12 protein-coding genes are annotated in these 13,948 nt (G+C 43.0%); all 12 read right to left on the bottom strand.

The genetic code is table 11. The annotated features are described in order from the left end of the window. Window positions 1-21 precede the first annotated feature (21 nt). The gene (gene mutS, locus T546_RS0108850) at window positions 22-2,676 is read right to left on the bottom strand and encodes a DNA mismatch repair protein MutS (RefSeq protein WP_026891301.1); all 2,655 of its coding nucleotides are present in this window, start codon (window positions 2,674-2,676) and stop codon (window positions 22-24) included. Window positions 2,677-2,703: 27 nt separating this feature from the next. Next, entirely contained in the window at window positions 2,704-4,152 is a 1,449-nt protein-coding gene (gene miaB, locus T546_RS0108845; protein WP_026891300.1) for a tRNA (N6-isopentenyl adenosine(37)-C2)-methylthiotransferase MiaB, read from the bottom strand. Window positions 4,153-4,200: 48 nt separating this feature from the next. Further along, window positions 4,201-5,730 (bottom strand): ribosomal protection-like ABC-F family protein, encoded by a 1,530-nt coding sequence (gene abc-f / locus T546_RS0108840; protein ID WP_026891299.1) that lies wholly within the window; start codon window positions 5,728-5,730, stop codon window positions 4,201-4,203. A gap of 329 nt (window positions 5,731-6,059) precedes the next feature. Next, window positions 6,060-6,752, bottom strand: a complete 693-nt coding sequence (locus tag T546_RS23170) for an OmpA/MotB family protein (RefSeq protein WP_024835934.1) — start codon at window positions 6,750-6,752, stop codon at window positions 6,060-6,062. Between the two features lie 17 nt (window positions 6,753-6,769). Beyond that, entirely contained in the window at window positions 6,770-7,576 is an 807-nt protein-coding gene (locus tag T546_RS23165; RefSeq protein WP_034598653.1) for a motility protein A, read from the bottom strand. Between the two features lie 160 nt (window positions 7,577-7,736). Then, a complete protein-coding gene (locus T546_RS0108825) occupies window positions 7,737-8,981 on the bottom strand; it encodes a glutamate-5-semialdehyde dehydrogenase (protein WP_026891298.1) in 1,245 nt (414 codons plus the stop codon). Continuing rightward, window positions 8,968-9,546, bottom strand: a complete 579-nt coding sequence (locus T546_RS23160) for a 5-formyltetrahydrofolate cyclo-ligase (protein ID WP_034598651.1) — start codon at window positions 9,544-9,546, stop codon at window positions 8,968-8,970. Before T546_RS23160 ends, T546_RS0108825 begins: the two co-directional genes overlap by 14 nt. Then, window positions 9,524-9,745, bottom strand: coding sequence for a DUF896 domain-containing protein (locus T546_RS0108815; RefSeq protein WP_026891297.1), 222 nt, complete (start codon window positions 9,743-9,745; stop codon window positions 9,524-9,526). The genes T546_RS23160 and T546_RS0108815 overlap by 23 nt, the downstream gene beginning before the upstream one ends. Window positions 9,746-9,755: 10 nt before the next feature. Further along, on the bottom strand, window positions 9,756-10,619 hold the full coding sequence (proB, locus tag T546_RS0108810; RefSeq protein WP_024835939.1) for a glutamate 5-kinase: 864 nt from the start codon (window positions 10,617-10,619) through the stop codon (window positions 9,756-9,758). 69 nt (window positions 10,620-10,688) lie between these two features. Continuing rightward, a complete protein-coding gene (locus T546_RS0108805; RefSeq protein WP_026891296.1) occupies window positions 10,689-12,281 on the bottom strand; it encodes an NAD(P)/FAD-dependent oxidoreductase in 1,593 nt (530 codons plus the stop codon). Further along, a complete protein-coding gene (locus T546_RS23155) occupies window positions 12,278-13,495 on the bottom strand; it encodes a BaiN/RdsA family NAD(P)/FAD-dependent oxidoreductase (RefSeq protein WP_034598648.1) in 1,218 nt (405 codons plus the stop codon). The genes T546_RS0108805 and T546_RS23155 overlap by 4 nt, the downstream gene beginning before the upstream one ends. A gap of 66 nt (window positions 13,496-13,561) precedes the next feature. After that, the gene (locus T546_RS0108795) at window positions 13,562-13,948 is read right to left on the bottom strand and encodes a hypothetical protein (RefSeq protein WP_024835942.1); all 387 of its coding nucleotides are present in this window, start codon (window positions 13,946-13,948) and stop codon (window positions 13,562-13,564) included.

The following is a 13,948-nucleotide window of genomic DNA, read 5'->3' as shown; positions in this document are numbered from 1 at the left end:
TCCGATTCCCCAAACGTTTCCTTACTGCCAGCGGTTTTTAAGCTTTGTCTGAAGGCGGTATAAGGTATTAAGAGCATCAATAGGGGTCATATTTCCAAGTTCCAAGTCCCCTAATTCTTTAATGATATCATTGTCCTTTACCGTATCAAACAGAGACATCTGCTGTAAATCCACTTCATCAGGCTTTGGTACGGCTTTTCTCTGGGTGATATTTGAATTGATTTCCGCAATCTCTTTTGCCTTAACCGTAATATCCGCATCGCTCAGCTCAGATAACAGCTCCTTGGCTCTGGAAATAACCGTATCCGGGACTCCGGCAAGCTTTGCCACCTGAATTCCATAGCTCTTATCCGCACCGCCTTTAATGATCTTTCTTAGGAATACAATATCATCGCCCTGTTCTTTCACGGCGATGCAGTAGTTATTCACACCGCTTATGGTTCCTTCCAGCTCCGTCAGTTCATGATAATGGGTGGCAAATAAGGTTTTGGCGCCAAGAACCTTGGAGTTGCTGATATGCTCCACCACGGCCCATGCAATACTTAACCCATCAAAGGTACTGGTTCCGCGCCCGATTTCGTCAAGGACAATCAGGCTGTTTTTCGTGGCATTCCGAAGTATGTTCGCGACCTCTGTCATCTCTACCATGAATGTACTCTGTCCGGAAGCCAGATCATCGGATGCACCAACACGGGTAAATATTCGGTCGCAGATTCCGATGTTTGCTTCTTCCGCTGGAACAAAACTGCCGATTTGTGCCATGAGCACAATAAGGGCTGTCTGCCTCATGTAGGTGGACTTTCCTGCCATGTTGGGACCAGTTATAATAGAAAGACGGTTTTTACTGTTATCTAAGTATGTGTCATTGGAAACAAACAGATCATCCCTCATCATCTTTTCCACCACTGGATGGCGTCCGTTTTTAATATCAATCAGACCTTTATCATTGATGCTGGGCTTCACATAATTATTTCTGGTAGCAACAGAGGAAAGGGAGGTGATAACATCAATTCCAGCAACTGCACGTGCCGTTTTCTGGATTCGGAGCACCTGGTCAGCAATGGAATCACGGACTTCCGTAAATAACTGGTATTCCAAAGAATACAGCTTATCCTCTGCCCCCATAATTACATCTTCCAGTTCCTTAAGCTCATCGGTGGTGTAACGCTCCGCATTGGCCAGGGTCTGCTTTCGGATAAAGTAATTTGGTACAAGGTCTTTAAAGGAATTGGTAACTTCAAAGTAATAACCAAAGACCTTATTATACTTTACCTTCAGATTTTTAATTCCAGTCTTCTCTTTTTCCTTTGCTTCCAGTTCAGCCAGCCAGGTCTTTCCTTCCGTTTTCGCATGGCGATACTTATCGGTTTCCTCATGAAAGCCCTCTTTTATAATTCCGCCTTCTCTTACGGTAATAGGCGGATCATCAATAATGGCCTTGTCAATGAGCTCCTTTACATCCTCTAAAGGATCAAGCTCCCCATGAAGCTCTGTTAACAATTCACTGTTGAACTCATCCAGTATATTTCTAATAAACGGCAGCATCTCCAAAGAATTTTTAAAGGAAATCAAATCCCTGGGATTGGCTGTTTTATAGCTGATACGTCCGATCAAACGCTCCAGGTCGTATATAGGATTCAGATACTCGCAGATTTCTTCCCTGGATATATAATTCATATTCAATTCTTCAATGGCGTTCTGGCGTTTGATAATCTCTGATTTATGTATTAATGGCTGTTCTATGTATGTGCGAAGCATCCTGGCGCCCATCGCTGTCTTGGTACGGTCCAGGACCCACAAAAGGCTGCCCCGTTTTTGCTTTTCACGAAGGGTTTCCAGAAGCTCCAAGTTTCTTCTGGTAGAAGTATCGATAATCATGAACTGACCGGTGGAATAAGGCGTAATGGTAGTTATGTGTGATAAACTATTTTTCTGAGTTTCATACATGTACTGCATCACAGCACCGGCAGCAATGACCCCGGTATCGTAATCTTCCAGTCCCAATCCGGAGAGTGCGCCTACCTTATAATGCTCTTTTAGGATTTTCCGGCAGACTTCATCCGAAAAGAAATGATTATCCAGAGATGAAACGACCGCATGATAACGGTTCTTGATTTCTTCAATATCCACTCCGGAGACATAAAATGCTTCATTACAGATGATTTCAGACGGGTTGAATTTATTGATCTCATCGGTCAGCTCCCGTTCAGATTCCACCTCGGTAACGAGAAATTCTCCGGTCGTGATATCGGCAACTGAGATTCCAAAGGTTTCTCCCACATAAACAATTCCCATAAGATAATTATTCTTTGTTTCATCAAGGGCCTGGGCGCTTGTAATGGTTCCGGGTGTTACCACACGGATTACCTCTCTTTTTACTAACCCCTTTGTAAGCTTTGGATCCTCCATCTGCTCAGCAATAGCGACCTTAAAGCCTTTCTGAACCAGACGGTTTAAATAAGTCTCAACGGCATGATGAGGAACGCCGCACATAGGTGCCCGTTCCTCTAATCCGCATTCTTTTCCTGTTAACGTTATTTCCAACTCCCTGGAGACGGTAACCGCATCCTCAAAGAACATTTCGTAAAAGTCTCCCAGTCTGTAAAACAGGAGGCAGTCCGGATATTCCTTTTTTGTTTCCAGGTAGTGGGTCATCATTGGTGATAATCCAGCCATGCTGTTTTGTTTCCTCTTTTCTTCTTATTATGGTCTTAAAGTTCCCATGTAATAGAATCCTTTTGATTCGTCAAGATACACATTCACGATTTTTCCGATAAGAGAAGAATCCCCTTTAAAATGCACGGTGGTATTGCTTCCTAAGCGTCCGGTCATAAGTCCTTCTGCGTGATCATTCACTTCTTCCACTAATACCTTTTGTACTGTATGCTCGTCCCTGCCACACATCTCGGAAGATATTTTCTGTACTTCTGCCAATAAGCGGTCAAAACGGTTCTTAACAGCCTCATCGGAGATCTGGCATTCCATCTTTGCCGCAGGAGTTCCGGTACGTTTTGAGTAAATAAAGGTAAATGCACTGTCAAAACGAACTTTTTTAACTACTTCCAATGTCTCTAAAAAGTCTTCTTCTGTTTCTCCAGGGAAGCCAACAATAATATCTGTGGTCAGAGAAATATCCGGCATGGCTGCACGAATCTTGTCCACCAGTTCCAGATACTGCTCTTTGGTATAGCTTCTGTTCATAGCCTTTAACACATTGCTGCTTCCTGACTGAAGCGGAAGATGAATATGACGGCATACCTTACTGGAATGCTTCATAGCCTCAATCAGCTCATCGGATAAATCCTTTGGATGAGAGGTCATAAAACGAACTCTTTCCAGTCCCTCGATCTGATCCACCTGGGTAAGAAGCTGTGCAAAGGACACTGGTTCTTCTAAGTTTTTACCATAGGAGTTTACATTCTGGCCAAGGAGCATGATTTCTACCACACCATCATCGGCAAGCTTTTTGATCTCAGCCACAATGTCCTTAGGGCTTCTGCTTCTCTCTCTTCCTCTTACATAAGGAACGATACAATAGCTGCAGAAATTGTTGCAGCCAAACATGATGTTAACACCTGATTTAAACGGGTATTTACGGTCCGTCGGAAGATCCTCCACGATGGTGTCGGTACCTTCCCAGATATCCACTACCATCTTATCCCGTTCCAGTCGCTCTGCCATTAACTCGGCCAGCTTAAAGATGTTATGAGTTCCAAAAATGATATCAACAAAACGATAGCTTTTTCTGATCTTGGCAACAACCTCTTCCTCCTGCATCATACAGCCGCAAAGAGAAATCATCATATGAGGGTTTTTCCGTTTTAAATTGTTCAATTGTCCCAGACGACCATAAACTCTCTGGTTAGCGTTTTCTCTGACGGTACAGGTATTATAAAGAACAAAATCGGCTTCTTCCGAATCCGTTTCTACATAACCGATCGATTCCAGTATTCCCTGGAGCTTTTCTGAATCCCTGGAATTCATCTGACAACCAAATGTGGCAATGTGGAACGTAAGTGTATCTTTCCCTACTGCCTTTTTTAATTTATCAAGCAGAGCCTTGCAGTACTCCATAAAAAAGTACTGTCTTGCAGGCTCTTCCATCGGTGCGTAATGACAGGCTTCATCATAAGTCATATTTGTATAATCCATCTACTTAACCTCTTATTTTTATTCGATTTTCCCATTATAGCATAAATACTATTGATTGCAAAGTCCAAAATCCACTTGCTCCACTTGCATCCGGCTGGTTGCGATTTGCTCTGTGAAAGCCTCATCATGCTCCACAAAAATCATAGTGGGCTGAAATTCCCTGATCAATTCTTCAATCTGCATCCTGGAATAGATATCAATAAAATTCAGAGGCTCATCCCAAATATACAAATGCGCCTTCTCACATAGGCTCCTGGCAATCAGAACTTTTTTCTTTTGACCTTCGCTGTAAGCTTCCATATTTTTTTCAAACTGCTCTCTGGAGAAATCAAGTTTTCTTAAAACAGCTTTAAACAAAGAATCCTCTACTCCGCATGCTTTGGCATAATCAGATAAACTCCCTTGTAAAAAGGAGGTATCCTGAGACACATAGGAGATAATAAGGCCGCTGGCAGCTTCAATCGTTCCTGTATAAGTCAATGAAACAGGCCTCGCTTCCCTTCCAAGAATTAGCTTTATCAGGCTTGATTTTCCGCAGCCGTTTTTCCCCTGGAGTGAAATTCTCTCCCCTTGTTCCAACACAAAACTGATTGGCTTGCATATTGGGCGGTCAAAGCTTGGTTCCACTTCTTTTAAGGTGAGGATCCGATTCATATGATGTTTTGCAGGGTACAGTTTCAAACGCTCTGTTTCTTCTATATTTTTTAATAACCCTTTTTTCTCATCAATCGCACGATCCTGCCGTTGCTCCAGATTTTTTCTGCGCATCTGCATCCGTCTTGATTTTTCCCCTATATAAGCTCTGCTGTCAATGGATTTTTCGTGAGCCATGGACTTTTTACCTATCTTTGTTGATTCCACCGAGTCCGCCCATTCCCTGGACTGCTTTGCAGAGGCTTCCAACCGCCGAATGCCCTTTTTCAGCCTGTCATTTTCAGATAATTCATACTGATCCTGTTTTTGTTTGTTTTCATACCAGGAGGTGAAATTACCCTTTTGCACCTCTATATTTGTTTTGTTAATGGATAGAATATGATCCACGGAAGCATCCAGAAAGTTTCTGTCATGGGAAACCAATATAAATCCTTTTTTCCCACTCAGATATCGGCTGACCAAAGCTCTTCCTTCCCGGTCCAGATGATTGGTTGGTTCGTCTATGAGGAGAAAATGATTTTCCTTTAAAAACAGTGCTGCCAAAAGGACCTTTGTCCGCTCTCCATTGGATAGCGTTGAAAACGGGCGGTAAAGAACATCTTCTGTTACCTGTAATTTGGTAAGCTCCCGTTTTATCTCCCAATATTCAAATTCCCCATGTAAGGATTCCAAAATCTCCATGGTACTTCTGTCCTGATCTTCGACAGGGAAAGGGAAATAATCAAACTCTGCATCAGATACAATGCTCCCTGTAAATTCATAACGTTTCATTAAAAGGTTTAAAAAAGTGGTTTTCCCACGTCCATTTCTCCCAGTGAACCCAAGTTTCCAATCAGTGTCAATTTGAAAAGACACATGTTCAAAAACAGGCTCGATTCCTCCTTCGTATGTGAACGATAAATCTGTAACTTGTATTAATGACATATAGACATACCTCCAAATCAGCAGAAAGTGATTTTCTGCATAAAAAACGGCTGCAAGAAATCATATCTCGCAGCCGTCAGCTACCTCCTGGTTCAGGCAGGTAAATTGCAGGTATTTTAAATGTTGCAAAAAAAATCATTTGCAAACAAAAAAGGCTGGAGAATGAAGTGATATTCTTGCATAACAGGCACAACAAAAAAGCATAGTAAAGCTTATACTTATGTTGTACAGTAACTTCAGCAAGAATTATAACTTCATCCTTTCACCTCTTTCTCGTCTAATATAAATTCAAAATATCATATAAAATTCAAATTGTCAACTAAAGTTAACTAATTTGCCCTACCTGTAATCGTAATCTCTACCCTACGGTTTTTTGCTCTGCCTTCTTCCGTATCATTGGTAGAAATGGGATTGTAATGAGAATTACCTTCAATCGACATCTTCTCTGCCTGTAAGCCCATGGAGGTCATGTAATTTAATACAGTAACCGCCCGGTTTACGGATAACTGCCAGGAATCCGCTTCATTATAAGCATCCCGGTTTCCTAAATCAGCCGTATTACCGGTAATGGTAATGTGATGGATGTCTCCGTATATTGATTCCAGACTTTTTGCAATCTCTTCAATGACCGGTTTGCTTTCCGCCTGCAATATAGCGGTATCCGGCTTAAAAAGCATGGCATCCCTCATACGGATGGTAATGGATGTTCCAGTTGATGATAAGTCTATAGTTTGTTCCAAATTCCGCTCTTTTATGTAAGTTTGCAGACCTTTATATACGTTCTCTAAATTGTCTTCCGGAAGAATGGTTCCTGACTGCTCCAGACCTTTGGAGCCGCCATGGTTTAATGCCTGCTCCAATCCCTGAGACATCTCCTTTACCTTTTGCGTATCAACAGAACTCATACCGTACATGATGATAAACAAAGCAAGGAGCAATGTGATCATATCGGAATATGTAAGAAGCCAACGCTCAGAATTATCTTTTTCACCATCATAGTCCATAATGCTTCTTCTGCTCATCTTTGCCCCTCCTGTGATTAGTTGTCAATTCCCTGCTTATATCTCTTACCGCCGTCTGAGAAAGCCTGGAAGTAGAGAGCAAGTTCATTTTCAATATTTCGGGAGGTGCTTCCTCTGGCAATCATGCATACGCCGTCAACAATCATCTCTTTTTGAATATGTTTTCTCTTTAACTGAGTTTTTAACTTGGTAGCGATGGGCAAATAAACAATGTTTGCTAAAAATACACCATAAAGGGTGGCAATAAATGCGGTACCAATGGATCCAGCCAGTTTAGACGGATCATCAAAACCAGAAGCAAGTACCATGATAAGTCCCATTACCGTACCAATAACTCCCATGGTAGGTGAAAATCCGGCTGCCGCATCAAATACGCTGGCCTCAATACTTCTTTGCTGTACATAAGCTCTGATATCAGATTCCAGTGTATACTGAATATCTTCCGGTGTTTTTAATTCCTGAATTAATACAAGACCTTCCTTTAAAAGAAGATATTCCTCCTCGTTAAGCTCAGGGTCTCTGCTTATGTCATCCAGGCAGGTAACTCCTTCGGTTCTGTAACGGGTAGCGATCATGGAGATTTTGGATATAATCCGCTCCATACTGGCTGAATGAGGATGCTTAAAGCTTTTAAACATGGCCCTCATAGCCATAGCGATGTCATTAAATGAAAAGGAGGCGATTACACAGCCCACAGTTCCTCCGCAGACAATGATGAAGGGACTAATTAAAAACAAAGACGATATTACTCCGTGCTCCAGCGCATACCCCGTAAGTAACGCTGCTACACCAATAATGATACCAACAATCAGCGAAAAATCCATAATAATCTCCTTTGTAACTAGTATTATAATTTTATAGCTTCAATTTTATCACATTATGCCGAAATTTGACGCTAAAAAAATGCTAAATTTAGTTTCAATTTTTGATTAAGTGGTAAAATAACCTGATTTTCTGTAACAAAATATCTTCATAATTTCGATTCTATGGACGAACCTGGCCATTTCCGTAGATGATATACTTTGTGGTTGTCAGTTCCTTTAAGCCCATAGGGCCTCTGGCATGAAGTTTCTGAGTGCTGATACCAATCTCAGCTCCAAACCCAAATTCATATCCATCGGTAAAACGAGTGGAGGCATTGACATATACAGCGGCTGCATCAATTTCATTTAAGAATCTTTGAGCGTTGGCGTAATCAGAAGTGATAATCGCCTCGGAATGTCTGGTACTGTAGCGGTTGATATGGCTAATGGCTTCGTCAATGGAACCAACAATTTTTAAAGAAAGAATATAATCCAGATATTCGGTACCCCAATCCTCTTCTGTTGCCAGAACAAAATCAGAAACAATGGAGCAGGCCTCTTCATCTGCGCGGATTTCCACCGATTTCAGCGAAAGCCTTTCTTTTAGGAGAGGAAGGAATTCGGGAGCAACCGCTCTATGGATCACAAGGGATTCGCATGCGTTACATACCCCGATTCTCTGGGTCTTGGCATTAAAGATGATATCCAATGCCATATTAAAATCAGCCGTTTCATCCACGAAAACATGACAGTTGCCAGTTCCCGTCTCAATGACCGGAATCGTACTGTTATCCACAACTGCCCGAATTAATCCTGCGCCGCCTCTTGGAATCAAAACATCCACATATTCCCTGAGACGCATAAACTCTTTTGTGACCTCCCGGTCTGTGTCTGTAATGAGCTGAATGGAATCTTCCGGCAGTCCGGCTTCTGATAAGCCTTTTCTCAGCCATTTGACAATTGCAATATTTGATTCCAGAGCGTCACTTCCACCTTTTAATATCACTGCATTCCCGGATTTAAAGCACAGACCAAAAGCATCTGCAGTCACATTGGGCCTTGCTTCATATATGATACCCACCACTCCCATAGGAACGCGTTTTTGTCCGATGGTAAGTCCGTTAGGACGGTTTTTCATGGAGATGACCTCTCCAATGGGATCATCAAGAGCAGCCACAGACAAAAGGCCGTCTGCCATGGCTCCTATTCTTTGGGAAGTCAGTTCCAGACGGTCAATTAATCCAGCACTCATGCCTGATTTTTTCGCTTTTTCTAAATCTTTCTCGTTGGCAGCAAGAATATCCGCTTCACCTGAAAGAAGGGCTTTTGCCGCGGATTTTAGACCCTGGTTCTTTTTTTCAGAGCCCAGAATCCCTAGAATACTTGTAATTTCCTTTGCTTTCTTACCAATTTCAATCACTGTCATAATTAAGTCCCCAATCCTTTCCTTTCGGTGTGATAATCCGGTCTACCCGCTTATCGTGAGGTTCTGCCGGAATGCGGTCAAGCAGCTGAAAATCATATGCAATGGCAAAGCGAAGATGGGATGGCTCCCGTTCAAAGAAACGGTCATAGTAACCGCCGCCGTACCCCAGCCGATTGCCTTCCCGGTCAAAAGCGATCCCAGGCACAATAACAGGTGCATCCGGGTCGCAGATCTTTAAACAGGTGGATTTAGGCTCCATGATGCCCATCACCCCTTCTTTCAGATCCTTTTTACCGCTTATGGCATAGAACTCAATCTGTTTTCCAGTCACTTTAGGTACTGCTATGTATTTTCCCTGGTTTAATAATGCCTCCATGAACTTCCATGTACCGGCTTCCCCGTGAAACGAGGCATAGCAGTATATGCAAAAAGCCTGACGAATCTCTGAGAGACTTAAAAGCTTTTGGCAGATGACCTCGTTCCACACGTGTTCCGTGGTTGAATCCAGTGTTTTTCGCTGTTCCTTAATCCAGTTCCTTATTTCATTCTTTTCCGACTTTTCCATATTTTTTACCAAGATCGGTTACCGATCCGTCTTCTTCCTGAATAGAGATACTATTTAGGTTTCCTCTTAAGCTGGCACGTATGGATTCAATGTATTCCTTACGCAAAGCTGCCTGCTCTGCTGTTTCCTCTTCTGATAAACCTGTTGATTTGGATTTGTGAAAAAGAGTGTTGATGCGGTCTATTTTTTCCTGATTCATTTGTTTCTCCTTAATACTCGTAATTAATATAGTCCATTAGATCAAAATCATCATTGGGGTGGGCAATGAAAAGAGTTCCCTTTTCTTCTCCTGCCATAATTTCCTGTATTACCTCCACATGGTCTCCGTTGGCAATTACCATATCCGACCCTCCGTCGGTAGCAATACGGGCGGCTGCCAGCTTGGCGGCCATGCCTCCGGTTCCCACATCACTTCCTGATGTGGATTTTCCCATCTCCATAAGCTCTGGAGTAATTCTTTCCACCAGATTAATGAATTTTGCTTCCGGATTCTGTCTTGGGTCATCGGAATACAAACCGTCAATGTCAGAGAGCAGAATCAAAAGATCTGCCCCGATAAGGGCCGCAACAATGGCGGAAAGCCGGTCATTATCTCCGAAATTATCCACCAGAGGAATCTCAGAAGTAGAAACGGTATCATTTTCATTGACAACTGGAATGGTACCCAGCTTAAGCAACTCATCAAAGGTATTCTGGGCGTTGTAACGATTGACATCATGTGTCATTGTATTCTTGGTCAGCAGAACCTGTGCTGCTATCTGATTATATTCTGCAAAAAGCTTTTGATAAACCATCATCAGCCTTGCCTGACCGACGGCTGCAAACGCCTGCTTTTCAGCAATGGTACCTGGTCTGGAATGATGTCCTAAAGCCTGGCGGCCAGCAGCGATGGCTCCTGAGGAAACCAGTACGACTTCTTTGCCTTCTCCTTTTAAGTCACTGATAACCCGAATCAGTTTTTCGATTTTTGTAAGATTTAAATCACCGGTACATGCATGGGTTAAGGATGAAGATCCTATTTTAATGACAATTCTCTTCTTATCTTTTAACGTTTCTCTCTCCCTGATGCTCATAGTATCATCCACTTTCTCCAGTTCTTTTGTTAAAAATATCTTACAACATTTTGAAGGTTTCGTCAATTTCTATATAGGAAGCCTTTGAAATCTGGCGGCAATCGCCTCAGCCACCTTTAATCCATCCATTGCCGCAGAAGTGATACCACCGGCATAACCGGCCCCTTCTCCGCAGGGATAGATTCCTTTAATACTGCTTTCGAATTCTTCATTTCTTGGGATTCTCACTGGGGAAGAGGTTCTGCTCTCCACTCCTGCCAGAATCGCATCCGGTCTTTTAAAGCCCCTGATTTTGCGGTCAAAGGCTTCCACTCCGTCAATAATTGACTCCGTCAAATATGGAGGCAGGAAATCTCTAATGGATGTAAAATCATATTGTCCCTTAAATGCTGGCTCTACATCACCAAAACTCTTTGACAATTGCCCCTTTACAAAATCGCCGTAAAGCTGGATCGGAATTTTACCGGTACAGCTTAAATAAGCGGCTTTTTCCAGTTCTCTTTGATAGTGCACCCCGGAAAGTGGTCCTGTCGCTCCAAAATCTTCCGGTGTCACGGTAACGATTAATGCGCTGTTGGCATTTTCCCCGGCCCTGTCATGATAGCTCATTCCATTGACGGCTAACATCTTATCTTCTGAGGAAGCATTGACTACATATCCACCTGGACACATACAGAAGGTATAGACGCCTCTGCCGTTTTTACTTTTGTGTGTCAGCTTATAATCTGCTGCTCCAAGAACAGAATGGTCTTCTACCCCATACTGACATTTGTTGATGCTCTTTTGAGGATGCTGGATTCTTAAGCCCACAGCAAATGACTTGGCTTCCATGGGAACTCCTCTGTTTTCCAGAATCTCAAAGGTATCTCTTGAACTGTGACCAATGGCCAATACAAGAATTTCAGAAGGAATTTCTTCACCTCCTGCCACTACACCGATAATTTTTCCATCTTTAATCATAAAATCAGTGACAAGGCTGTTAAAGCGTACCTCTCCGCCCAGACGGTTAATCTCTTCTCTCATCCTTTTAACAATGCCACTCAGAACATCTGTTCCAATATGAGGCTTATTGATATATAGTATGGAAGGATCTGCTCCAAATTCTACAAACAGCTCCAAGACCTTGCGGTTTCGCATCACAGGGTCTTTTACCAGGGTATTCAGTTTGCCGTCAGAAAATGTTCCTGCTCCTCCTTCGCCAAACTGTACATTACTGTCTGGCTTTAAGAGACCACTTTTCCAGAATTCATCAACAGCCTTTCTTCGCTCTTCCACTGACTCTCCACGTTCCAGCAAGATAGGGCGGTATCCATTTCTTGCAAGCATCACCCCGCAGAATAGACCAGCTGGACCTGCACCGATAATGACAGGGCGGCTGGACATCTTTTCTTTGCCGCTTGCAGGAAAATGATATTCTTTTTTCTCAGACAGTATGACATTGACATTGTTCACTTTATGTAATACCGTTTTCTCATTTGGTACTTTTACATCTACCGTGTAGGTGAAATGAAGCTCCTCTTTCTTTCTTGCATCTACGGATTGCTTTATGATTTTTAAGGATTCTATCTCCTTTACTGACAGTTTTAATGTTTTGGCTGCTTTTGACCATAATGCTTCTTCTGTATGATCCACTGGCAGCTTTAATTGATTGATTCTTATCATCCATTCCCTCTTCCCGCATGTCTGCCAGCTAGTATCCCGCTGGTCCATGCCCATTGTAAGTTATAACCGCCGCAGATTCCATCCACGTCAACGATTTCTCCGGCTAGATAGAGACCCTTTAAAAGCTTTGATTCCATGGTGTCCGGGTCCACTTCTCTGGTGTCGATTCCTCCGCTGCATACCTGAGCCTGTTCATAGGAATTGGATGCAGTAACGACTGTACTCAGTCCCTTCAGAGCACCGGCGAGCGTTTTGATCTGAGTAGGGGTTATCTGACTCGTGTTGCCTCCGTTAATTCCAGCCTCCTGCAAAAGAATGGGAATCAGCTTTTGGTTGATCACACCATTTAAGAATTCTTTCGCCGGTCGCTGTCCAAAGCGACTTTTTCTTTCCATTAAGAAATCCCTTGTTTCTTTATAATCCATAGCAGGAAATAAATCCAGATCTATAACAGTCTGTTTTCCTTCCTTTAGTCCCTTCACCGCAAACCGGCTCACCTGAAAAACAGGAATGCCTGAGATACCATAATCAGTAAATTGAAGCTCTCCCCGGTCGGAAGCAATGACTTTCCCGTCTAGCTTTAAGGTTATGGCAGCTTCGGTTCGAACACCTGCCGCCTGTTTATACCATTTCTCCCGGCACCGTAACTGTACCAGAGCAGGGAGCGGAGGAATGATCCTGTGCCCAAGTGCTTTTGCAAGGTCATAACCGCTGCCATCAGATCCAGTCTTTGGAGCTGCCATGGATCCGGCTGACAAGATTACGGCATCCGCTTTTTTCTTGCCTTTAGAAGACATAACCGTTAGATCAGTCTTTATCCCTGTCACCTGACAGTCGGTAATCAACTGGATTCCAAGATCGTTCAGTTCCGTAAGCAGAGCATCGAGTACTGCAGAAGCTTGCCCGGCGTAAGGATAAACATATCCGTTTCTGTCAGTAAGTACAACTCCAAGATCCCGAAAGAACTGAAGCGTCTCATCCACCGTCACGTTTTTTCTGGCTTTTTTTATAAATTCCGGATAGCTGCTGCGGTAAGCATCATCAAACTGTTCCAGATTGGTTAAGTTACATTTGCCATTTCCGGTGGACAGCAGCTTTTTCCCAGGCTTTGATGTATGTTCCATAATTGCAACAGAAGCGCCCGATCTGGCAGCCATAATTGCTGCTGTAAGACCGGAAGCGCCTCCGCCTACAACGATTACCTGTTGTTTCATATCCTCCTCCTGTATCTTTAAACAAGCTGACTGAACTCAGCCTGTCTCTTTATTTCTAGTAAAATATTAGCTTGTATAGGACTCCAGATAATTAAACACCTCTATCATGGAAGAAAACCATATGCCCTCCATTAGTTTTCCCCGTTCTTCCTCTGGAAAATCCGTTACAGGCATATGAGTATAAAGACAAATCGTGGTCTTATCCTGATAGAGGACGAGCAAATATCCGTCCTCTGATACAAGATAATATTTTTCCTTACCTTTTGCATTGGCAGGCTGGACCTCTTCCTGATTTATGACTATCTGCGCTTCTGTTACGGTCTCGGTTTCAAGGGTCGCACCTGGTAAAGCCTTCTCCGGCCTTACGCTGTCTTTTGTTATGACAAAACCGACACCCAGGCAGATAGCAGATGCCGCAACGAACAAAAGAAAGCAGAACATATACTTCTTCAT

It is taken from the genome of [Clostridium] aerotolerans DSM 5434, from assembly GCF_000687555.1.
Taxonomy (GTDB): Bacteria; Bacillota; Clostridia; order Lachnospirales; family Lachnospiraceae; genus Lacrimispora; species Lacrimispora aerotolerans.
The sequence above is the reverse complement of the archived record's forward strand: the minus strand, read 5'-3'. Positions and strand labels throughout refer to the sequence as shown.